We start from the raw sequence: 21,611 nt of genomic DNA, 5'->3' as shown, positions 1-21,611 counted from the left end.
CTTTCTTGAGAGCAATCCCCGTGGCCAGGTCATACCGGAACGAATCTTAGGTCCATGACCTTCTGCCCAGTGCGCGGGCAAACTAGCCCGCTTCCTCTGGGATTCCAAGCCCTTTCTTTGCCTGTGCAAGAAAGAAGATGCGTCAGTGCAGCATTTTTTCAACGGTTTGTGTCGCGTTCGAAGATCAGGACGCGGTCATTACCGCCGAGATCCTTCGCCTCTTCACGCAGACGGAAATTTTCGGCGCTAAACAACGCCGTCACCGCCTCTTTCTGGTCGAAACCGATTTCCAAGCCTATCACGCCGTTTGTCTCAAGATGATGACCAGCCTGAGAAGCGATGGCGCGATAGGCATCAAGCCCGTCTTCTCCGCCATCAAGCGCTGCGGCCGGGTCGTGAAGTCTCACCTCCGGCTCAAGCTCATGGACGACACTGGACCGGATATACGGCGGATTTGAGACGATCACATCGTAGCGACCATCCACCTTTTCGTACCAGTTGCTGAGAAGCGGCCGGAACCGATCCGCAAGACCGAGCGCAGCTGCATTCGCCGTCGCCGTTGCCAGTGCGTCCTTGGATATATCGGTAGCCGTGCCCCCTGCTTCAAGAACTTGCGACAGCAGCGCGATACAAATCGCCCCAGTACCGGTGCCGAGATCGATAAGCGCGCAACCGCCCTTTCGCGCTACCACCGCACGCAGATAAGGGATCATCCGATCGACGAGCGTCTCGGTGTCCGGGCGAGGCTCCAGCGTTTCCTTCGAAAGTTTCAGCGGCAGGCCGAAAAATTCGCGTTCACCAAGAATACGGTAGACCGGTTCGCGTGCCAGTCGCCGCGCCACCGCCACCCGGATCCGGGTAGCGTCCTCATCCGAAATCGGGTCCCTGCCCCGAGACACGACCGCGCTCAGCGACATGTAGAGCAGGCCGGAGATCAGATGCCGCACATCGAGCGCCGCATTCTCTATGCCGCCCGCTTGCAGGCGGTCGCGGCTTTCGGCAACGAGGCTCGCGAGCGTTTCCGCCATGGCTCAGCCCCGCTGTTCGCCAAGCAGCGCCAGCTGGCTCGCCTGGTAGTCGGCAAGCAGCGCATCGACGACCTCGTCGATCTCGCCCATCATCATCCGATCGAGCTTGTAGAGCGTCAGGTTGATGCGGTGATCGGTGAGGCGGCCCTGCGGGAAATTATAGGTGCGAATGCGCTCGGAGCGGTCGCCCGAGCCCACTTGGCTCTTGCGGTCGGCCGAGCGTTCGCTGTCGGCGCGCTGGCGCTCCATATCGTAGAGGCGCGAGCGCAGGACCTGCATCGCCTTTGCCCGGTTCTGGTGCTGCGACTTTTCCGAACTGGTGACGACGAGACCGGTCGGAAGGTGGGTGATGCGCACGGCCGAGTCCGTCGTGTTGACGTGCTGACCGCCGGCACCCGACGAACGCATGGTGTCGATGCGGATATCCTCGGGCCGGATCTCGATGTCGATGTCTTCGGCCTCAGGCAGCACGGCGACGGTTGCCGCCGATGTATGAATACGGCCGCTCGCCTCGGTTTCCGGTACACGCTGCACCCGGTGCACGCCGGATTCGAATTTCAGCCGCGAGAACACCCCGCGCCCGGAAACTGTTGCGATGATTTCCTTGAACCCGCCGGCCTCGCCGTCGCTCGCCGAAAGCACCTCGACGCGCCAGCCCTTGCCGGCCGCGTAGCGCTCGTACATGCGGAAGAGATCGCCGGCAAAAAGCGCCGCTTCCGATCCGCCGGTACCGGCGCGAATTTCGAGGATCGCACTCTTCTCGTCGGCCGCATCCTTCGGCAGAAGCAGGATCTGGATTTCCTGCTCCAGTGCCTCGATCGTCGCTTCGACCTCGGGCTTTTCCATTTCGGCGAGATCGCGCATCTCCCGATCGGTCGATTTGTCCGCGAGCATGGCAGTGATGTCGGCAAGCTCGGTCATCGCCTTCTCGTAGGCGCGGATCTTCGTCACGACCGGCTGCAGTTCGGAATATTCCGAGGCGAGCTTGACATAAACGTCCGCGGCCGGGCCGGCCGACATGCGGGCCTCGATCTCACCGAACCGCCGTTCCAGTTCGCGCATCTTTTCAACGGGAAGCTTTGCCAAGTCTCACTCCAAATGCATCTCCCCTCGCCCGGATCATGGTCCGGACGAGGGTCGCGACGCGTCAATTCAATCTAAACCGGAATGCCGTTTTCCGCGGCGAAATCCACCAGCATCTGGCGAACGGACGTCTGGTCGCGTGTGTCGTCCAGCGCCGCATTGAGCGCGGCACCAAGCTTGCCCGCGTCGAGCGCCAGCAGCATCGCCTTGATCGGCCCTACGGCCGTCGGCGACATCGAAACCGAACGGAAACCTAAGCCCAGCAACGCCATGGCCGAGAGCGGCTTGCTCGCCATCTCGCCGCAGAGCGTCACCGGGGTTTCGTGCCGGTCGCCGGCGCGCACGATGTCGCGCAGGATCCTGAGGAACGGCCGCCCGAGCACGTCGAAGCGATCGGATACGCGGGCATTGCCCCGATCGACCGCCATCGCGAACTGGAAGAGATCATTCGAGCCGACCGAGACGAAGTCCACTTCCATCATCAGTTCGTCGAGCTGCCACAAGAGCGCCGGCACCTCCAGCATGGCGCCGAACTGCAGCTTGCGCGGCAACTGTTCGCCAAGTTTCGACTGCCGCTCGATTTCCTTCTGCAGCAGGTCGCGTGCAATCCTGAGTTCGGAAACTTCGGTGACCATCGGCAGCATCAGCTTGAGCTCGGCACCGGCCGCCGCGCGCAGCATCGCGCGAAGCTGGGTCCGCAGCAGACCTGGGCGATCAAGCGAAAGCCGGATCGCGCGCCAGCCGAGCGCCGGATTTTCCTCTTCCGCGGCGCGGAAATAGGGGACGACCTTGTCGCCGCCGATGTCGAGGGTGCGGAAGGTCACGGGCTTTCCGCCCGTCTGCTTCAGCACACTGCGGTAAAACGCTTCCTGTTCTTCCGCCTTCGGCATGGTCGAGGCGATCATGAACTGAAGTTCGGTGCGGAACAGGCCGATGCCTTCTGCCCCCGCCTCGTTCAGATGCGGCAGGTCCACGAGCAGGCCTGCATTCATTTGCAGCGTGATGCGCTTGCCGTCTCTGGTCAGCGGCTCGACGTCCTTCAGCGCCCGGAACTGCGCCTGGCGCCGTGCCCGGAAGCGAACCTTTTCCTCGTAGGCGCGCTGCAGGTCGGCGAGCGGCCGCAAGTGCACCTTGGCATCGTCGCCGTCGATGATGATCGCATCGCGGTTTTCCGCAAGCGCCACCGCGCCCGTCGCCTGGCCAATGACCGGAATGCCCATGGCACGGGCGACGATCACCACGTGGCTGGTGACGGCGCCCTCTTCGAGCACCAGACCGCGCACGTTTTCGCGCGGATAGTCGAGCAGTTCGGCAGCGCCCATGGCACGCGCGACGATCACCGCATCGGTCGGGAAGTCGCTGGCCGAAAGCTTGGCGCCATAGCCGGAAAGCTGGCGCAGCAGGCGGTTGGCCAGATCGTCGAAATCATGCATGCGCTCGCGCAAGTACGGGTCCGTCAGCCGGATCATCCGCGCCTTGGTTTCGCTCTGGACGCGCTCGACTGCCGCCTCCGCCGTCAGGCCGTTGCGGATCGCCTCTTCGAGCTTGCGCACCCAGCCGCGATCATGGGCGAACATCCGGTAGGTTTCGAGCACTGCCCGATGCTCGCCCTCCATCGACACCTCGCGGCGCGACAGCATGTCGTCGATCGAGATGCGCAGCGACCCCAGCGCTTCGGCAAGTCGCTGCAATTCCTGGTCGGTGTCCTCGTTGAGGAGGTTGGTGACGACGATCCTCGGTTCGTGCAGGACGACATAGCCAAGGCCAATGCCTTCGCCATAGCTGTTGCCCTCGATCGAGACGGGACGCGAGAGGTCGAGCTCGAGGCCCGGCTTGGTGATCTTCTTGAGTTCACCGGTCGCCACCATCTCGGCGAGAACCATGGCGGTCGTCTCGAGCGCCTCGACCTCGTCCTCGCGATAGTTGCGCATCGCCTTGTTCTGGACGACGAGAACGCCAAGCGCGCGGCCCGTGCGCAGGATCGGCACGCCGAGGAAGGAATGGTAGATCTCTTCACCGGTTTCCGGCAGGTAGGTAAAGGCCGGGTGCGACTGGGCGTCGGAAAGATTGAGAGGCCGCGCCGAGGCGGCGATGGTGCCGACGAGGCCCTGCCCCATCTTCAATTGCGCCAGGTGGACGGCCGCCTTGTTCAGACCTTCCGTCGCGTAGAGTTCGAGCACGCCGTCGGAACGTAGCACATAGACCGAACACACTTCCGCAACCATGTTCTGCGCGATCTGGCGCACGATACGGTCAAGGCGCTCCTGCGGCTCCAGCGGTTCCGCCATCAACTCGCGCAACCGCTTGAGGAGAACGCGCGGACCTGCGGAAAGGTCTCTCATCGCGTGGGGTCTCCCGAAATAGAGGTGACGGCGGCAAGGGGATACGCGGGCAAAACCGCCGCGAATCCCAAATCGGTCGTCTGTCGATTAACTCTTATCGAGACCGTAAGCGGAATGCAAAGTGCGAACCGCCAATTCCGCATAGGGACCGTCGATCAGGATCGAAATCTTGATCTCGGAAGTGGTGATCGCCTTGATGTTGATGCCCTTGTCGGCAAGCGCGCGGAATGCGGACGCGGCGACGCCGGCATGGCTGCGCATGCCGATGCCGATGACCGATACCTTGACGAGGCCGGCCTCGGACTGGACGACGTCGTAGCCGATCTTTTCCTTGTTGTCGCCGAGCACCTTCAGTGCCTTGTCGACATCGCCCGACGGAACCGTGAAGGTCATGTCGGTCTTCGAACCGTCCTCGGAGATGTTCTGAACGATCATGTCGACGTTGATATGGGCTTCAGCAAGCGGGCCGAAGATCGCAGCGGAGACGCCCGGCCGGTCGGCGAGACGGCGCAGCGAAATCTGGGCTTCATCCTTGGCATAGGCAATGCCGGTTACGACTTCCTGTTCCACGATCTCATCCTCATCACAAATCAGCGTACCGGGCGGATTGAGAAGGTCACCCATGCCCGGCGCATCGGGATCTTCGAAAGACGACCGCACGAAGGTGCGGACCTTGTGCACCATGGCAAGCTCGACCGAGCGCACCTGCAGCACCTTGGCGCCGAGCGATGCCATTTCCAGCATTTCCTCGAACGCGATTTTCTTCAGCCGCCGCGCCTTCGGCTCGATGCGCGGGTCGGTCGTATAGACGCCATCGACGTCGGTATAGATGTCGCAACGGTCGGCCTTGACGGCAGCGGCGATAGCAACGGCCGAGGTGTCGGAACCGCCGCGGCCGAGTGTGGCGAGGCGATTATCGGGACCGAGACCCTGGAAGCCGGCAACGACAGCTACCTGGCCCTCGCCCATGCGGCGAATGATCTCGGCGCCGTCGATATCGAGGATGCGGGCAGCGCCATGGGCGTTGTCGGTGCGGATCGGGATCTGCCAACCCTGCCAGGAGCGGGCGTTGATGCCCATCGACTGCAGCGCGATCGAAAGCAGACCGGACGTCACCTGTTCGCCGGAAGCAACGATCGCATCGTATTCGCGCGCGTCGTAGAACGGCGAGTTGGCGCCGGTTGCCTTCGGCATGTTCTGCACCCAGCCGACCAGCTCATTGGTCTTGCCGGACATGGCGGAAACGACGACGGCGACTTCGTGGCCGGCATCGACCTCGCGTTTCACATGGCGGGCGACATTGTGGATGCGGTCCAAATCAGCGACGGAGGTTCCGCCGAATTTCATCACGATGCGTGCCATGTGCCTCTACCGGTACCCAATTTAGCGCGCGTAGGCGCGCGTGACAGGAAAGCCCCCGCCGGCGCCCGACGGTCAAAAAGCTTGGGAGACTTCTCGGACATCGGCAGTCACCGCTTCGGGGAGCGGAAAGTCGCGGCGTCTCTTAGCGGATCAGGGGGCGGCACGCAATGGCACGCGGACACAGATTCGGGGCTCGCCGCGCACCACGACCCCGCATTTCGCAACAATATTGCCCAGGACAGGAATTCACGGAAATATCCGTACCGATAGACCCCGCAATGCCACGTTGAAAATTACCGGCTTCGATGCTAAAGGTGGCTCGCAACTTGAATTCGAGAAAGGGGGGCTGCACGTGATGACATTTTTCCGGCACCACCGCCAGCGTGGCCCCGTCCAAGCCCTGCAGATGCGTTTGCAGGGCTGACCAGACATCCTTTCGCGAAAATCGCGATCCTATCCCTGGTCTGCCCAGAGTGATGCAGTGCGGAACCGTTTCGGTTTAAGCGCCTGCATCGTCTTCCAATACCGAGCTGACTGCCCGTTGACAGCATGCGTGCTGTTCCGGGTCCAATCATCAGAAAACCCGGCCTGAAGTGCCGCCACGGATGTCTCATCGTCGCTCGCGCAGTCCAGAGATCGACCATGGCCTTGATCAATATCCGCAACCTCGGCGTCAGCCTGAGCGCACCGCTTTTTTCCAACCTCAACCTCTCCGTCGCCGCCGGTGACCGTATCGGCATCGTCGCCGCGAATGGCCGCGGAAAGACGACCCTGCTGAAATCGATCGCAGGCAGCTTCGATCCGACGGCCGGGGAAATCACGCGCTCACGCAGCCTGACCATCGGCCATGTCGAGCAGAACGTTGCGGCCGCCTTGCTGCCCCTCTCCTTCCACGACGCCGTTCTTTCGGCCCTTCCGGCCGACCAGGCGGAAAATGAGAGCTGGCGCGTCGACATCGTGCTCGATTCGCTCGACGTGCCGGAAGTGCTGCGCCAGCGTGCGGTCTCGGAACTGAGCGGCGGCTGGCAGCGGCTCATGCTTCTCGCCCGCGTCTGGGTCAGCGATCCGGACGCCCTGCTCCTGGACGAGCCGACCAACCACCTCGATCTCGCCAAGATCGCCCGGCTCGAAGCCTGGCTGAACGCCCTGCCGCGCGACGTGCCGGTGCTCGTCGCCAGCCACGACCGCGCCTTCCTGGACGCCACCACCAACCGGACGCTGTTCCTCAGACCCGAGCAATCGCCAATCTTCGCGCTCCCCTATTCGCGGGCGCGCGCTACCCTCGATGAAGTGGACGCCTCCGAGGAGCGGCGCTATCAGCGTGACATGAAGGTGGCGCAACAGCTTCGCCGCCAGGCCGCCAAGCTCAACAACATCGGCATCAATTCCGGCAGCGATTTGCTGACCGTGAAGACGAAACAGTTGAAGCAGCGAGCCGAACGGCTGGAGGACGCGGCGAAACCTGCGCATCAGGAGCGCTCCGCCGGCGCGATCCGGCTCGCCAACCGCGGCACCCACGCCAAGATCCTGGTGACACTGGACGACGTCCCGGTCGAAACGCCGGACGGCACGGCGCTCTTCCGCACCGGCAAGCGCTGGATCTGCCAGGGCGACCGCATCGTGCTCTTGGGCGAAAACGGCGCCGGCAAGACGCGGCTCGTCAACCTGATCCGTGCCGCGATCGAGGAGCCCGGCCGCGCGCCGGAAGCGCTGAAGGCGACGCCTTCGCTGGTGCTCGGCTACAGCGACCAGGCGCTTGCCGGGCTTTCGGACGACGAGACGCCGCTTGCCGCCCTTTCCCGTCGCTTCTCGCTGGGCGATCAACGGGCTCGCACACTGCTCGTTGGCGCCGGTGTCGGCATCGACATGCAGGAAAAAGCAATCGCCAGGCTCTCCGGCGGTCAGAAGGCCCGCCTCGCCATGCTGGTGCTGCGCCTGAAGGAGCCGAATTTCTACCTGCTCGACGAGCCGACCAACCATCTGGACATCGAGGGCCAGGAGGCGCTCGAGGCGGAGTTGCTGAAACACGAGACGAGCTGCCTTCTGGTCTCCCACGACCGCAGCTTCGTGCGCAATGTCGGCAACCGCTTCTGGCTAATCGAAAAGCGCCGGCTGGTCGAAGTCGAAGACCCGGAAGACTTCTTCGCCGCAGCTGCGGCGAGCGAACTTGGCTAGCGATCGCGCAAGCGAACCCGATGGCACCCGTGACGCCCGCGATGAGCGGGCGTCACCTTCTGCATCGTAGCTACTGCATGTTTCCTTTAATCGTACCCGATTAAAGGACAAAAACATGCAGCAATTCAAAGTGCTACAGCGACCTTTGCGCGTCTGATAAGACGCGCGGCGCTGTAGGAAGGTGGCCGGGCGATCACGCAGGCGACCTCGCCGCCGTCGAAGACGTGCGTCGACCGAGCCTCGACGTTCCACCGATGGCGAAGAACTGCCGCTTCGATCCGCGCGCCAACCTCATCCGCACCCGTGGACGGCTCGTCGTGAAAGAGAAAGAGGCGCCCTTCCGGCTTCAACAGCCGTACCAGCGCAGCAAACTCACGCGTGGGATCGCCCCGCCTAAAGACGCCGACGCGGATCGCAAACACCTTGTCGAAGCGGCGATGATCCAGATCGAGTGAGCGAAGGTCCGCGACCTGCACGATGGCCCGCCCGGCAGCAAGGTGTACAGCATTTCGGCGCATTGCCGCCGCGACCATGGTGGCCGATCGATCGATGGCTACAATCCCCCCGTCGACAAGCCGCTCGCAAACGTTGGTCACTGCAACGCCGTGACCGCAGCCGATTTCGAGCAGCTGATCAGAAGGCTTCGGCGCAACGACAGCGACTGCCCAATCGCAAAACTATATCAGTTTTGCAAATCTTCCCCATGCCAGGACATGCAGCAACGGGAGAGAGACAATGCGCAGGGTCATCATGTGGGACATGGTCAGCGTCGACGGCTTCTTCGAAGCACCGGGGCATGACATCGGTTGGTTCGTCTTCGAGGACGAACTCGCCGCCTATATCGGCGAAACGCAACTCGAAGCGGACACTTTGCTCTTCGGCCGCGTGACCTATGAAATGATGGCGGCCTACTGGCCGTCCGCCGAAGGTAACATCGCCACCTTCATGAACGGCGTCGAGAAGTTCGTCTTCTCGCGCACGCTGACATCCGCCGATTGGCACAGGACGACACTCGTGACCGGCGACGCCGCCAAGGAAGTCGAACGGCTGAAGCAACGCGATGGCGGCACGATCTTCGTTTTCGGCAGTGCGGACTTCGCAGCAGGGCTGATCGCGAAGGGCCTCGTCGATGAGTATCGTCTCGGCATCAATCCGGTGCTTCTGGGCAACGGCGTGCCCCTGTTCAAGCCAGGGTTGAAGCGAACGGAACTCAAATTGACCCACGCTCGCCCACTGAAATCGGGCGTGGTCATCCTGCACTACCAGCCGCAGGCGGATGCGCAATAGAGCAGGTAGAACAACGCGCCCGCCTGGCCTGCGCCCATCTGGCCCATCACCGGCTCTTGACTTCCCTGCCTGATCGTCCGACTTCACGAGAGACGATGCAAGGAGACGGCGACATGAGCGAGACCGCACGCACGACGATCGACCAGAGCGAGGTAGACCGGTTCTCCGCCATGGCTGCGGAGTGGTGGGACCCGACCGGCAAGTTCCGGCCGCTGCACAAGTTCAATCCCGTTCGCCTTGCCTACATTCGCGACAAGGTGGCCGAACATTTCGGTCGCGATCCCAAGGGCCTGCAACCGCTGAAAGGTCTGCGGCTGCTCGATATCGGCTGCGGCGGCGGCCTCCTGTCCGAGCCGATGGCGCGCATGGGTGCAGACGTCCTCGGCGCCGATGCTTCGGAGAAAAACATCGGCATCGCCAAGACGCATGCGGCCGGAAGCGGCGTGGCGGTCGACTATCGCGCCGTGACCGCTGAGGCGCTGGCCGAAGCCGGCGAGAGTTTTGACATCGTGCTCAACATGGAAGTGGTCGAGCACGTCGCCGACGTCGATTTCTTCATGACCACCTGTGCCCATATGGTTCGACCTGGCGGTCTGATGTTCGTCGCCACGATCAACCGCACCATGAAGGCAGCAGCCCTTGCCATCTTCGCCGCCGAAAACGTGCTGCGTTGGCTGCCGCGCGGCACCCACCAGTATGAAAAGCTGGTGCGCCCGGAAGAACTGGAAAAGCCGCTCTCAGCGAGCGGTCTCGAAGTCACTGAACGCACCGGCGTCTTCTTCAATCCGCTCGCCAATCAGTGGAACCTGTCCAAGGATATGGACGTCAACTACATGCTCGTCGCCAAGCGTCCGCTGTAACGCCGCTGGCCGGCTCGTCTGCGGACTCAGCCGATCTCAGACTTGGCCTGCCATTCTCGTTTCAGCAGCGCATAGACGAGTTCGTCGCCCCAGGCGCCGTTGAACCGGTCATTCTCGATCAGATGCGCTTCGCGGCGCATGCCGAGACGTTCGACGACACCGACCGATCCCTTGTTCAGCGCATCGAGCCGGGCAAAAATCCGGTGGAAGTGCAGCGTCGAAAAGCCGAGATCGAGAATGGCGCGCATCGCCTCGGTGGCATAGCCCTTGCCGGCGAATGCCGGATTGAAGATGTAGCCGGTCTCCGCCTGCTCGGCCGCCCGGCTTGCGAGCTTCAGCAGCACCTCGCCAATCAGAGCGCCATCCTCCTGGCGTTCGACCGCGAACACCGCGACATCCCCGTCGTCAGCAAGTTGCGGCGCTGAAGCCTTGGCGAACTTCACCCGCGCAGCCGTCTCGTCCAGCGGTTCTTGATAGAGATAGCGATAGACGTCCGGCAGCCGGTGATAGGCGAAGAAGGCGGCAAAATCGTCGGGCACGAATGGCCGGATGACGAGGCGATCGGTGGAAATGCGAAGCTCGGACAATGTCATGGCTGAAAAATCTCCCATTGCGAAGCCGCGAAGTGGGAAGCAAGACGTTGTTTTTAAGGGGCCGGCAACAAATAACGCGAACCCGAGGCGCCAATAGACCGCGCGTCAGTTGACCTCGTCAGGCAAGATCGGCAGCGGCGCGACCGCAATTCCTTCCTCAAGCAGCGCCACGGCCTCTTCCGCCGTCGCCTTGCCGATCAGGCCACGTTCCTCCGCTTCGCCGTAGTGGATCTTGCGCGCCTCTTCTGGGAAACGCTCGCCGACATCTTCGGCGTTCTCGCGCACGGTCTTCACCAGTTCGCGGATCTTGGCGACCGTTTCCTTCTGCGCCTGATCCATAATCACCGCCCGTGTTGCTTCCTTCTTGCGCGCGGTCGCGACCGAAGGCGCCATCAGTTGCTTGGCAACGGATGTTGAATTGCAGGTGGGACAGGAAACCAGCTTGCGGTCGACCTGGCGGTCGAAATCGTCACTCGACGAAAACCAGCCTTCGAAGGCGTGGCAGTTGTCGCAGGAAATTGTATAGCGGATCAAGCGGCAACGCCTCCCTTCCCGGTTGGCACCACTTCATCGAGCACGAAACTGCGGGCGTTCTTCAGGTTCGGTATCTTGGCGCGTGCCGCATGCACGGCGGCGACATCAATTTCGGCAAGCACGATCGCCTCGCCGCTCAGTCCGGCCGAAGCAAGCACCCTGCCCCAGGGATCGACGATCATCGAATGGCCGAAGGTCTCGCGCCCGTCCTCATGCGTGCCACCTTGCGCCGCGGCGATGACGAAGAGACCGTTCTCGATCGCACGGGCGCGAAGGAGGATTTCCCAATGCGCCTCGCCGGTCTGGCGCGTGAAGGCGGCGGGAACCGACATGATCTCGGCGCCGGCGACCGCCTGTTGCCGGAAGAGCTCCGGGAAGCGCACGTCGTAGCAGATGGTGAAACCAAGCTTGCCAAACTCGAGATCGGCAATGCGTGCCGTGCTGCCGGGCTGATAGGCAGCACTTTCCCGCCAGCTTTCGCCATTGTCGAGGTCAACATCGAACATGTGGATCTTGTCATAGTCGCAGATCTTGTGACCGTCGGGTCCGAACAAGAGGCCGCGATTGGCGATCCTGCCGTCGGCAAGCGCGATCGGCGTCGAGCCGACATGGAGATAGATCCCGAGTTCACCGGCGAGCTTTGCCGCTGCACCGACAATGATGTCGTTCGCCTCATCTTTCAGGATCGCGCGCAGAGCCGCCCGGTCCCGCTGGAGCGCGCCGGTCATTTCCGGCGTCTGGACATAAATCGCCCCTTGAGCCGCCGCCTCGCGCACCAGCCGAACCATCGTCTCCGCGTTGTCTAGCGGATCGACGCCGGAGCACATCTGAATGGCTGCAGCCTTGAAGGTCATCGTCGTTCTACTCCTGGTGCACGCGACCAACACAGCCTCGCGTTGGCGATGTGCGAAACGTCAGATCCGCCTCAGGCAGCCAGCAAAGCATCGAGTTTGCCGGCGCGTTCCAGCGCGTGCAGATCGTCACAGCCGCCGACATGAATGTCGTTGATGAAGATCTGCGGGAAGGTCGAGCCGCCATGCGCCTTTTCGATCATCACCTGCCGCACCTTCGGATCATAGGTTGCGTCATGTTCGAGAAAGGGCACGCCCTTGGTTTCCAATAGTTTCTTGGCCGCCGAACAATAACCGCAGAACTGACGCGTATAAATGACCACTGAAGCCATGATCCTCAATCGCTCCTTCACCGGCCACCGTGCCGGATAACTGATTGTCATATAAGACCGGATATGGCTCTTGCAAAGGTCAAAACCGTGACCGGCCCGGCTCCCGCCCGCTTCAGCGCACGGGTCGCTGCGGAGACGGTTGCACCGGTCGTATATACATCGTCGACGAGAACCACGCTGTTCCCACGGAGACCCGCCTTGCCGCCTTCCGAGACCGCGAAGGCACCGCGCACATTGTCCTCACGTGCTTGCCTAGCAAGGCCCACCTGTCGGCTTGTGCGTCGGATACGCTTGAGCACATCGGGTTGATAAGGCCTGCCGGAGAGCTGCGCGATGGCCCGTGCCAGTTCCGCCGATTGGTTGAACCGACGCCTCCAGAGCCGAAAGGCATGCAATGGCACCGGGATGATCGCATCGGCCGAGGCGACCGCACCGTCACTCGCCCGGATCATCCATTCCGCCATCATCGGCGCAAGATCGGTGCGATCGCGATATTTGAGCCCGTGCACCAGATCGCGGGCAATGCCCTCATGGATTGCCACCGACCGCAGACGGTCGAAGGCCGGCGGATTGGCAATGGCTTCGGGCGAAACCGAGCCCGGCCCATGGTCGACCGAGAACGGCGTCCCGAGAATATCGCAAAAAGGGCGCTCGATCAGCGGCAGCGTCGACCAGCAAGGCGCGCAAACCGCGCGATGACTGCCCACCATCCGGCCGCAACCGCAACAGACCGGCGGATAGACGAGATCGACCGCCCCGGAGACGAGCCCCCGCAGCACCCGCCCCCACCCTTCCTCCGGAAACAGCGGTCTCTCCCATGCCATGCTGTTGACTTTGAACCTCCGAAGGTCTTTTTGCTGGCCAGCTTGCGGAGACAGTATCGTGGAAAAAATCTTTGACCAGAGCCTCGTCGAGGCACATCGGGCAAGGGCGCTCAGAAACGCCGATCCGAAGGCCGGTTTCCTTCTCGATATCGTCGCCCAGGAACTCGCCGAACGCGTCAGCGTGGTCGAACGTCACTTCGATCGCGCGCTGGAGTTGCACGGCTACACCGGGCAAACGGCCCACCATCTCATGGCAACGGGCAAGGTCGGTGCCGTCGAGCGCGTGGAAACGGATGCGCGATTTGGTTCTGCGCAAGCACCGGTAACGATCGCCTCGCTTGAAGAGGTTCCGGGCGAACCGGAAAGCTTTAACCTGGTGGTTTCGCCACTCTCCCTACACCTGACCAACGACACGCCGGGCGCCTTCATCCAGGTTCGTCGGGCGCTGAAGCCCGACGGGCTTTTTCTCGCCGCCATCCCGGGCAGCGGTACGCTGCAGGAACTGCGCGAAGCGCTCCTAGCCGCCGAGGCGGAATTGACGGGCGGAGCCAGTCCGCGGGTCATCCCCTTCGCCGATGTCCGCGATGTGGGCGCGCTGCTGCAACGCGCCGGCTTCGCGCTGCCGGTCACGGACACCGAAACCTATACGGTGCGTTACGATTCACTGTTTGCGCTGATGCGCGACTTGCGCGCCATGGGCATGGCCAGCCCGCTCACTGCCCGAAGCCGCCTGCCCGTTTCGCGTCGCTTCTTCCTGCGGGCCGCGGAAATCTATGCCGAACGCTTCTCCGATCCGGACGGCCGCGTCCGCGCGACATTCTCGGTGATCTATCTGTCCGGATGGGCGCCGCATGAAAGCCAGCAGAAGCCGTTGAAACCGGGCTCCGCGAAGCAGCGGCTGTCGACAGCGCTCGGCACCAAGGAACAACCGCTTTAACAAGGGCGGTCGTGCTTGCCCCGAACTCAGGCCCCCTGAAAAGCCGTCGCGACGGAGTTGTAGACGGCTGAGAGGACGTTGCCGATCTGTTCGGCCCCGAGGATCACGCTCAGGGAGACGATGGCGGCGATGAGCGCGTACTCGATTGCGATACCAGCGCTTCTATCGCGAAACAGGCGTTTCAGCTTTTCCATGCTCCCCAGTCCGGTTCGTGTTCAGTCCGAAACGTGCGGCAGCAGCCGAAAACCGGAGGCGTTCGGGTCAGCACCCGCTCTTGCGACCGTCCGCATCGATGATGCAGACCGCACCGGGCATCTCCTGCAGCACGCTACGCCGTACCGTATAGCGCTTGGTGGTCCCGCTCGAGGGGATGGAGCCGGTGGAAATATTGTCGTAGTCGACGGGCGTATTGGCCATGATGCGCCTGTCGTTCTTCGAAGACAGCATCGGCGTCAGGATCAGCGTCAGCGCGATCACTGCCGTTCCAAACAGCAGGGACAGATTGAGCACACCCGTCCGGCGGGACTGATTAGTCACCAGATCCTTTTCCTGAACCGTGCTCCAGAAATCGTCGTCCACCATCCCAGCCTCACAAACGCACAAAGCACGGCGAACGCAAGCGCCCTTCCCAAGCTTGGTTCCACCGCACTGCCTGAAATCAGTACGCCGTTCACCAACAATGCGTACCGAAAATGAATTGAGCTATCTTTGCGCGAGGGAGATAAACGATCGATTAATAATCAATCAGATTTCGGGTAGGTTCAGAGCAAATCCATAAGAAATGGTATCAACGGCTCGTCAGCCGGCGGCATCGGGTAGTCGCGCAGGGCCTTTGGCCTGACCCATTTGATCGCTTGGCCCTCGCGTCCGGTCGCCACCCCTTCGTAGCGCCGGCAGACATAGAGCGGCATCAGCAGATGGAAGTCCTCATAGGTGTGGCTGGCGAAGGTCAGTGGCGCGAGGCACGCGACCTTGGTGCGGATGCCGAGTTCCTCGTCCAACTCACGGATCAGGGTTTCCTCGGGCGTCTCGCCGGCTTCAACCTTGCCGCCCGGAAACTCCCAAAGACCCGCAAGCGACTTTCCTTCCGGCCGTTGCGCCAGCAGAATGCGGCCGTCGCTGTCGACCAGGGCGCAGGCGGCGACGAGGACGATCTTCTTTCCGCTGACGTTCATGGCCTCAAGCCCCCGGCGTTCTGTAGATGTAGCTGTAGACCTCGGAGAAACCGGCACCGCGATAAAGCGCCAGCGCCGCGCTGTTTTCCGCCTCGACCTGCAGCCAGGCCTTTTTTGCTCCCCGCAGCCGCGCCCAGCGCAGGCAGACATCGAGCATCGCCTTGCCGACACCCTTCCCGCGAACCCGCTCGTCCACGGCAAACTGCATGATGCCGGCGAGGTCGTTGTCCTGCACGACGAGTGCCACGGCGGTCGGCCCGGTCTCGGCATCTTCAAACAGGAAGAGGCCGCTTTCCGGCTTGATCGCATTGATGATCTCGGTAAGCGCCGCCTTCCTCTTCGGATCGCCCTTGGCGATGCCGATACAGGCATCGACGAAGCGACCGACGTCCTTGATCGGCAGGTGATCGATGCCGTCGCCGAATTCACGCTCGGCAAGATCGGCCGTCATCACCAGGCTGCGGCTGAATGCCGTCCAGCCTTCGGCATCCATATGGGCAACGAGTTGCGGCGGCGTCAGCGGCGTCTGGCGCACGGTCAGGGGCCGGCCATAGTCCGCAAAGCGCCTGGCCGCCTTTTCAAGGCGCACTGGAATATCGCGATAGTCGGATGGATCGAGCGGGTTGACGGAGTTGAGACGCTTGGAATCATGGCCCGCGTTGAGCCGGATCAGCCAGCTGCCGTCATAGTGCACCGATGCTGCCGGCCAGGCCCGGAAGCCCACGGCCTCGAGACGGCGCACGCTCGGAAGATCCACCATTACCACTTCCCCACCTTCGGCCGCGACGTTGCCCGCCGGCCGAGCATCACTCGATGTCATTTTGCTACCTCTCGCCAGTCCGGGATACCAGACTGCTTACGATCGCTCGACCGGAGCCTCAGCTGCGGTAATCGCCGTTGATCTCGACATATTCCTTCGTAAGGTCGCAGGTATAGACCGTGGCGCGACCGGAGCAGAGGCCGATATCGACGCGGATCGTGATGTCCTCGGCCTTCATGACGGCAGTGGCAGCCGCTTCCGAATAGGTCGGATCGCGCTCGCCTTCGACGGCCACCCGCACATCGCCGAACCAGATCGCCAACCGATCGCGTTCCGCCATCTCGCCTGATTTGCCGACGGCCATGACCACGCGGCCCCAATTGGCGTCTTCGCCAGCAACCGCCGTCTTCACCAGCGGCGAATTGGCGATCGAGAGCGCGATGCGCTTGGCGGCTGCGTCGTTTTCAGCACCTTCGACGGTGACTTCGACCATCTTGCGCGCGCCTTCACCATCGCGCACCACCTGGAGCGCCAGATCGCGCAGCAGGTCGTTGAGCGCGACGCGGAAGGCGTCGAGGCGCGCATCGGCCGCGTCGGAGATTGCCGGCTGCCCGTCGGCTGCCGCCGCACCCGTTGCAAAAAGCATCAGCGTGTCGGAGGTCGACGTGTCGCTGTCGACCGTGACCGAATTGAAGGTCGGGCCGACGCCCGCGGAAAGCAGAGCCTGCAGTGCGGCCGGCGCGATGTCTGCATCGGTGACCACGAAGGAGAGCATCGTTGCCATGTCGGGCGCGATCATGCCGGCGCCCTTGGCAATACCGTTGATCGTGACCTTGACGCCACCGATTTCGGCCATGCGGGTCGCAACCTTCGGATAGGTATCCGTCGTCATGATCGCCTTGGCGGCTTCGAACCAGAAATCTTCCGTGCCGGCAACGGCCAGATCGTCGAGTACGCCCGCAAACTTGGTCGCATCCAGCGGTTCGCCGATGACGCCGGTCGAAGCGAGGAACACTTCGCTTTCCGCACAGCCGACTGCCTTAGCCGCCGACTTCGCGGTCAATTCCGTGGCTTCGCGTCCCTTCTTGCCGGTGAAGGCATTGGCGTTGCCGGAGTTGACGACGACAGCGCGCGCGATGCCGCCGGCAAGGTTCTGGCGGCAGAAATCAACAGGAGCAGACGGGCACTTGGAGCGGGTGAAAACGCCGGCTGCAGCGGCCGGCTTGTCGAACACCATCATCAGCACGTCGGTACGGTTCTTGTACTTGATGCCGGCGGCAGCGGTCGCCATGCGGACACCGCGGACGGAAGGCATTTCGGCGAAGGTTTTCGGAGCAAGCGGAGAAACGGAGCCGGACATGGGAAACCTGCTGTGACGTGTTGGGGCCAAAGCATTTCCAGGAAAAGTGCGTAGCGGTTTTCCGTCAGGAAATGCGTAAGAACAAAGACCTGGAGCGGTTTACAACCGAAGCTGCTCCAGATCTATCTTGCGACAAATGCCCGAACGGTTTTCACCGCCGGGCATCGACAAAAAGCGGTGATGGCAGGTCCCGCCAGCGGTAGGGCCTGCCAATCGAAATTACTTGGCTTCCTGCGCCTTGTTGGCCTCGTCATAGGCCTTCTTCAAAGCGGGATCGGAAATCTCGACGCCTGCGTCCTTTTTGGCGGCAGCAAGCAGCTCAACGTATTTGTCACGCATGACAAGCTGACGAACCTGCGGCTCGACCTGCTCCAGCGGCGGCGGGGCCTGCGGGCGCTTGTCTTCAACGAGGATCACGTGGAAGCCGAACTGGGTCTTGACCGGAGCCTTGGTGTAGGCACCCTTGTCGAGCGCGAAGACCGCCGTATCGAATTCCGGCACCATGCGGCCCTTGGTGAAGTAGCCGAGGTCGCCGCCGTCGTCCTTGTTCGGATCGGTCGACTTCGCCTTGGCGAGATCGACGAAGCTCTTGCCGGCGTCGAGTTCCTTGATGATTTCCTTGGCCTCATCCTCGGTCTTGACCAGGATGTGGCGTGCCTTCACCTCTTCCTGCACCGGGATCGCGGCGATCTCCTTGTCGTAGCGCGCCTTCACCTCTTCCTTGGTGATGGCGTCGACGACATGCTTCTTGAAATAGGCATTGTGCAGTTCGCGCTCGGTCAGGTAGGCGACGCGCTGCTTGAAGGCCGCATCATCCTGCAGGCCTTCCTTTTCGGCAGTCTTCGAAAGGAGCTTGACGTCGATGATCGCCGAGAGGGCGGCGGCACGCTTCTGCTCGTCCGGCATCTGCTGAAGCTGCGGGTCGAGACCACCCAGCGCCAGCGTGAGCTCGGACTGGCGCACTTCCTCGCCGCCAACCTTGGCGATCACCGGATCGGCGTCTTCCGCGCGCGCGCCACCATGAACGGCCATCGCCGCAACCAGTGCCGCGGCGGCCAGGGTTTTCAACTTGGACATGCTCACTAACCTTTCACATTAGCCTTCGGCGCAATTACCTGCGACTTGTAGCGGCTGCACACCACCAGAATGTGGCGGTTCTGTAGCCGTCCGGCAGTGCAAGTGCGTTGACATAATTCGACCCCCCTCTTATCTGTCACGCAACCTCGCGTCCAGAACAGTTTCCGGGCGTTTCACGGCATTGCGCGGTTTTCGCGGCGCGGCCATGAGACCTAAGGCAACAAAAAAGAAAGGACCATTCGTATGGTCAGTCTCGGCGGCCTAGCCCGCAAGTTGTTTGGTTCCGCCAATGAACGTCGCGTGCGCGGCTACAAGGCTCGGGTGGATGCCATCAACGCACTTGAAGCCGAAACGAAGGCTTTGTCGGATGAGGCACTCGCCGCCAAGACCGTGGAATTCCGCCAGCAATTCGCCGACGGCAAGACGCTCGATGACCTGCTGGTACCGGCTTTTGCTGTTGTTCGCGAAGCCGCCCGCCGCGTGCTCGGCCTGCGTCCCTTCGACGTTCAGCTCATCGGCGGCATGATCCTGCACGAGCGCGCGATCGCCGAAATGAAAACCGGTGAAGGCAAAACCCTCGTCGCGACGCTTCCGGTCTATCTGAATGCACTCGCCAGCAAAGGCGTACATGTCGTTACCGTCAACGACTACCTCGCCCAGCGCGACGCCGGCACCATGGGCCGCGTCTACAGCTTCCTCGGCATGACGACGGGCGTCATCGTCCACGGTCTCACCGACGAGCAGCGCCGCGACGCCTACGCCTGCGACATCACCTACGCGACCAACAACGAACTCGGCTTCGACTATCTGCGCGACAACATGAAGTACGAGCGCGGCCAGATGGTCCAGCGCGGCCACTTCTTCGCGATCGTCGACGAAGTGGACTCGATCCTCGTCGACGAAGCGCGCACGCCGCTGATCATCTCCGGCCCGCTCGACGACCGCTCGGATCTCTACAACACGATCAACGAGTTCATTCCGCTGCTTTCGGCCGAGGATTACGAAATCGACGAGAAGCAGCGCTCGGCCAACTTTTCGGAAGACGGCACGGAGAAGCTCGAGAACCTGTTGCGCGAGGCGGGTCTTCTCAAGGGTGAATCGCTCTACGACATCGAAAACGTCGCGATCGTCCACCACGTCAACAACGCGCTCAAGGCCCACAAGCTGTTCCAGCGCGACAAGGACTATATCGTCCGCAACGGCGAGATCGTCATCATCGACGAATTCACCGGCCGCATGATGCCGGGACGGCGCTATTCCGAAGGCCAGCACCAGGCGCTCGAAGCCAAGGAAAAGGTGCAGATCCAGCCTGAGAACCAGACGCTCGCCTCGATCACCTTCCAGAACTACTTCCGCATGTATTCCAAGCTTGGCGGTATGACCGGTACGGCCTCCACCGAAGCGGAAGAGTTCGGCAACATCTACGGCCTCGAAGTGATCGAAGTGCCGACCAACCTGCCGATCAAACGTATCGACGAGGACGACGAGGTCTATCGTACGCAGGGCGAAAAGCTGAAGGCGATCATCGACGAGATCAAGTCGGCGCACGAGCGTGGCCAGCCGATGCTGGTCGGAACGACCTCGATCGAAAAGTCCGAACAGCTTGCCGACCTCCTGAAGAAGTCCGGCTTTGCGAACTTCCAGGTGCTGAACGCCCGTTATCACGAGCAGGAAGCCTTCATCGTCGCCCAGGCCGGCGTGCCGGGCGCGGTCACGATCGCCACCAACATGGCCGGCCGCGGTACAGACATCCAGCTCGGCGGCAACATCGACATGCGCATCCAGCAGGAGCTCTCGGAAGTCGAACCGGGTCCGGAACGCGACCAGCGCATCGAGGCGATCCGCGCCGAAGTGCAGAAGCTGAAAGAGCAGGCGCTCGCTGCCGGCGGCCTCTACGTTCTCGCGACCGAACGTCACGAAAGCCGCCGCATCGACAACCAGCTGCGCGGCCGTTCCGGCCGTCAGGGCGACCCGGGCCGCTCCAAGTTCTACCTGTCGCTTCAGGACGACCTGATGCGCATCTTCGGCTCCGACCGCATGGACAGCATGCTGCAGAAGCTGGGCCTCAAGGACGGCGAAGCGATCGTCCATCCCTGGATCAACAAGGCGCTCGAGCGCGCCCAGAAGAAGGTCGAAGCGCGCAACTTCGATATCCGTAAGAACCTCCTCAAGTACGACGACGTGCTCAACGACCAGCGCAAGGTGATCTTCGAGCAGCGCATCGAGCTGATGGATGCCGAGAGCGTCACGGAAACCGTGACCGACATGCGCACCGAGGTCATCGAGGACATGGTCGGCAAGCGCATTCCAGCGAAGGCCTATGCCGAGCAGTGGGACGTCGAGGGCCTCAGGGCCGACGTGCAGCAATACCTCAATCTCGATCTGCCGGTCGTCGAATGGGCGGCCGAAGAAGGCATCGACGAGGCCGATATCCTCGAACGCGTCACCACCGCCGCCGAGAAGGAAGCCGCAGATCGCGCCGAACGTTTCGGTCCGGAGATCATGCAATATGTCGAGCGCTCCGTCGTGCTGCAGACGCTCGACCATCTCTGGCGCGAGCATATCGTCAACCTCGATCACCTGCGCTCGGTCATCGGCTTCCGCGGCTACGCACAGCGTGACCCGCTGCAGGAATACAAGTCCGAGGCTTTCGAACTGTTCCAGGCCCTGCTCGGCAACCTGCGCCAGGCGGTAACCGCACAACTCATGCGCGTCGAACTGGTGCGCGAAGCAGCCGAAGCGCCGCAGCCGGCACCGCCGGTCATGCACGGCCACCATATCGACCCGTTGACGGGCGAAGACGACTTTGGTGGCGACGGTGGAACGCTTCTGGCCACGGCCCCCGTGCAGCGCGATGCGAGCGATCCGTCGAGCTGGGGCAAGGTCTCGCGCAACGAACTCTGCCCCTGCGGCTCCGGCAAGAAGTACAAGCACTGCCACGGCATCTACGAGGCATAAGAGACGCAGGATAAAAGTGCGGGTTTCTCCGCTCCCGGGTTCCTTACAGGAAATGCCGCCTTCGGGCGGCATT

At 62.4% G+C, this 21,611-nt stretch carries 21 protein-coding genes; 6 read left to right on the top strand and 15 right to left on the bottom strand.

The genetic code is table 11. The features are described from left to right. Positions 1-158: 158 nt before the first annotated feature. The 4 genes from prmC to ASE60_RS27765 form a co-directional block, all read right to left on the bottom strand. Positions 159-1,028, bottom strand: a complete 870-nt coding sequence (gene prmC, locus ASE60_RS27780) for a peptide chain release factor N(5)-glutamine methyltransferase (protein ID WP_057254805.1) — start codon at positions 1,026-1,028, stop codon at positions 159-161. 3 nt (positions 1,029-1,031) lie between these two features. Continuing rightward, positions 1,032-2,114 (bottom strand): peptide chain release factor 1, encoded by a 1,083-nt coding sequence (gene prfA, locus ASE60_RS27775; RefSeq protein WP_057254804.1) that lies wholly within the window; start codon positions 2,112-2,114, stop codon positions 1,032-1,034. Between the two features lie 71 nt (positions 2,115-2,185). Further along, complete coding sequence (ptsP, locus tag ASE60_RS27770) at positions 2,186-4,453, bottom strand: phosphoenolpyruvate--protein phosphotransferase (RefSeq protein ID WP_057254803.1); 2,268 nt, start codon at positions 4,451-4,453, stop codon at positions 2,186-2,188. Between the two features lie 87 nt (positions 4,454-4,540). Next, entirely contained in the window at positions 4,541-5,815 is a 1,275-nt protein-coding gene (locus ASE60_RS27765; RefSeq protein WP_057254802.1) for an aspartate kinase, read from the bottom strand. A 642-nt stretch (positions 5,816-6,457) separates the two neighbouring features. Between ASE60_RS27765 and ASE60_RS27760 the strand changes: the two genes are divergently transcribed. The 4 genes from ASE60_RS27760 to ubiG all read left to right on the top strand — a co-directional run bounded on the left by ASE60_RS27760 (position 6,458) and on the right by ubiG (position 10,137). Then, complete coding sequence (locus ASE60_RS27760; protein ID WP_057254801.1) at positions 6,458-7,990, top strand: ABC-F family ATP-binding cassette domain-containing protein; 1,533 nt, start codon at positions 6,458-6,460, stop codon at positions 7,988-7,990. Between the two features lie 254 nt (positions 7,991-8,244). Further along, positions 8,245-8,445, top strand: coding sequence for a hypothetical protein (locus ASE60_RS35875; RefSeq protein ID WP_244495718.1), 201 nt, complete (start codon positions 8,245-8,247; stop codon positions 8,443-8,445). Between the two features lie 280 nt (positions 8,446-8,725). Continuing rightward, on the top strand, positions 8,726-9,277 hold the full coding sequence (locus tag ASE60_RS27750; RefSeq protein WP_057254799.1) for a dihydrofolate reductase family protein: 552 nt from the start codon (positions 8,726-8,728) through the stop codon (positions 9,275-9,277). A 113-nt stretch (positions 9,278-9,390) separates the two neighbouring features. Further along, positions 9,391-10,137 carry a bifunctional 2-polyprenyl-6-hydroxyphenol methylase/3-demethylubiquinol 3-O-methyltransferase UbiG gene (ubiG, locus tag ASE60_RS27745; RefSeq protein WP_057254798.1) on the top strand — a complete coding sequence of 249 codons (747 nt, stop codon included), beginning with the start codon at positions 9,391-9,393 and terminating at the stop codon, positions 10,135-10,137. Positions 10,138-10,163: 26 nt separating this feature from the next. Here the strand turns inward: ubiG and ASE60_RS27740 are convergent, their stop codons facing one another. From ASE60_RS27740 to ASE60_RS27720, 5 genes are all read right to left on the bottom strand, one after another. Beyond that, complete coding sequence (locus ASE60_RS27740) at positions 10,164-10,730, bottom strand: GNAT family N-acetyltransferase (protein WP_057254797.1); 567 nt, start codon at positions 10,728-10,730, stop codon at positions 10,164-10,166. Positions 10,731-10,835: 105 nt separating this feature from the next. Then, a complete protein-coding gene (locus tag ASE60_RS27735) occupies positions 10,836-11,264 on the bottom strand; it encodes a DUF1178 family protein (RefSeq protein WP_057254796.1) in 429 nt (142 codons plus the stop codon). Continuing rightward, a complete protein-coding gene (locus ASE60_RS27730) occupies positions 11,261-12,118 on the bottom strand; it encodes a carbon-nitrogen hydrolase family protein (RefSeq protein WP_057254795.1) in 858 nt (285 codons plus the stop codon). Before ASE60_RS27730 ends, ASE60_RS27735 begins: the two co-directional genes overlap by 4 nt. Before the next feature lie 71 nt (positions 12,119-12,189). Beyond that, complete coding sequence (gene grxC, locus ASE60_RS27725; protein WP_057254794.1) at positions 12,190-12,447, bottom strand: glutaredoxin 3; 258 nt, start codon at positions 12,445-12,447, stop codon at positions 12,190-12,192. Positions 12,448-12,494: 47 nt separating this feature from the next. Further along, complete coding sequence (locus ASE60_RS27720; RefSeq protein ID WP_057254793.1) at positions 12,495-13,271, bottom strand: ComF family protein; 777 nt, start codon at positions 13,269-13,271, stop codon at positions 12,495-12,497. Positions 13,272-13,329: 58 nt separating this feature from the next. Between ASE60_RS27720 and ASE60_RS27715 the strand changes: the two genes are divergently transcribed. Next, positions 13,330-14,208 carry a methyltransferase domain-containing protein gene (locus tag ASE60_RS27715; RefSeq protein ID WP_057254792.1) on the top strand — a complete coding sequence of 293 codons (879 nt, stop codon included), beginning with the start codon at positions 13,330-13,332 and terminating at the stop codon, positions 14,206-14,208. Between the two features lie 26 nt (positions 14,209-14,234). On the opposite strand, the gene ASE60_RS34180 is transcribed toward ASE60_RS27715, so the two are convergent. From ASE60_RS34180 to ASE60_RS27690, 6 genes are all read right to left on the bottom strand, one after another. Next, positions 14,235-14,402, bottom strand: a complete 168-nt coding sequence (locus ASE60_RS34180) for a Flp family type IVb pilin (RefSeq protein WP_082616149.1) — start codon at positions 14,400-14,402, stop codon at positions 14,235-14,237. Positions 14,403-14,469: 67 nt separating this feature from the next. Then, positions 14,470-14,790, bottom strand: a complete 321-nt coding sequence (locus tag ASE60_RS27710) for a hypothetical protein (RefSeq protein WP_057254791.1) — start codon at positions 14,788-14,790, stop codon at positions 14,470-14,472. 179 nt (positions 14,791-14,969) lie between these two features. Beyond that, on the bottom strand, positions 14,970-15,383 hold the full coding sequence (gene mutT / locus ASE60_RS27705; RefSeq protein WP_057254790.1) for an 8-oxo-dGTP diphosphatase MutT: 414 nt from the start codon (positions 15,381-15,383) through the stop codon (positions 14,970-14,972). 4 nt (positions 15,384-15,387) lie between these two features. Then, positions 15,388-16,203, bottom strand: coding sequence for a GNAT family N-acetyltransferase (locus tag ASE60_RS27700; RefSeq protein ID WP_057254789.1), 816 nt, complete (start codon positions 16,201-16,203; stop codon positions 15,388-15,390). 58 nt (positions 16,204-16,261) lie between these two features. Beyond that, a complete protein-coding gene (gene argJ, locus ASE60_RS27695; protein WP_057254788.1) occupies positions 16,262-17,503 on the bottom strand; it encodes a bifunctional glutamate N-acetyltransferase/amino-acid acetyltransferase ArgJ in 1,242 nt (413 codons plus the stop codon). Between the two features lie 219 nt (positions 17,504-17,722). Beyond that, a complete protein-coding gene (locus ASE60_RS27690) occupies positions 17,723-18,580 on the bottom strand; it encodes a peptidylprolyl isomerase (protein ID WP_057254787.1) in 858 nt (285 codons plus the stop codon). A gap of 243 nt (positions 18,581-18,823) precedes the next feature. Between ASE60_RS27690 and secA the strand changes: the two genes are divergently transcribed. Beyond that, a complete protein-coding gene (gene secA / locus ASE60_RS27685; RefSeq protein WP_057254786.1) occupies positions 18,824-21,538 on the top strand; it encodes a preprotein translocase subunit SecA in 2,715 nt (904 codons plus the stop codon). Positions 21,539-21,611 lie beyond the last annotated feature (73 nt).

It is taken from the genome of Ensifer sp. Root278 (genome assembly GCF_001429285.1).
Classification (GTDB): Bacteria; Pseudomonadota; Alphaproteobacteria; order Rhizobiales; family Rhizobiaceae; genus Ensifer.
This window is presented reverse-complemented; position numbering and strand designations above follow the sequence as displayed.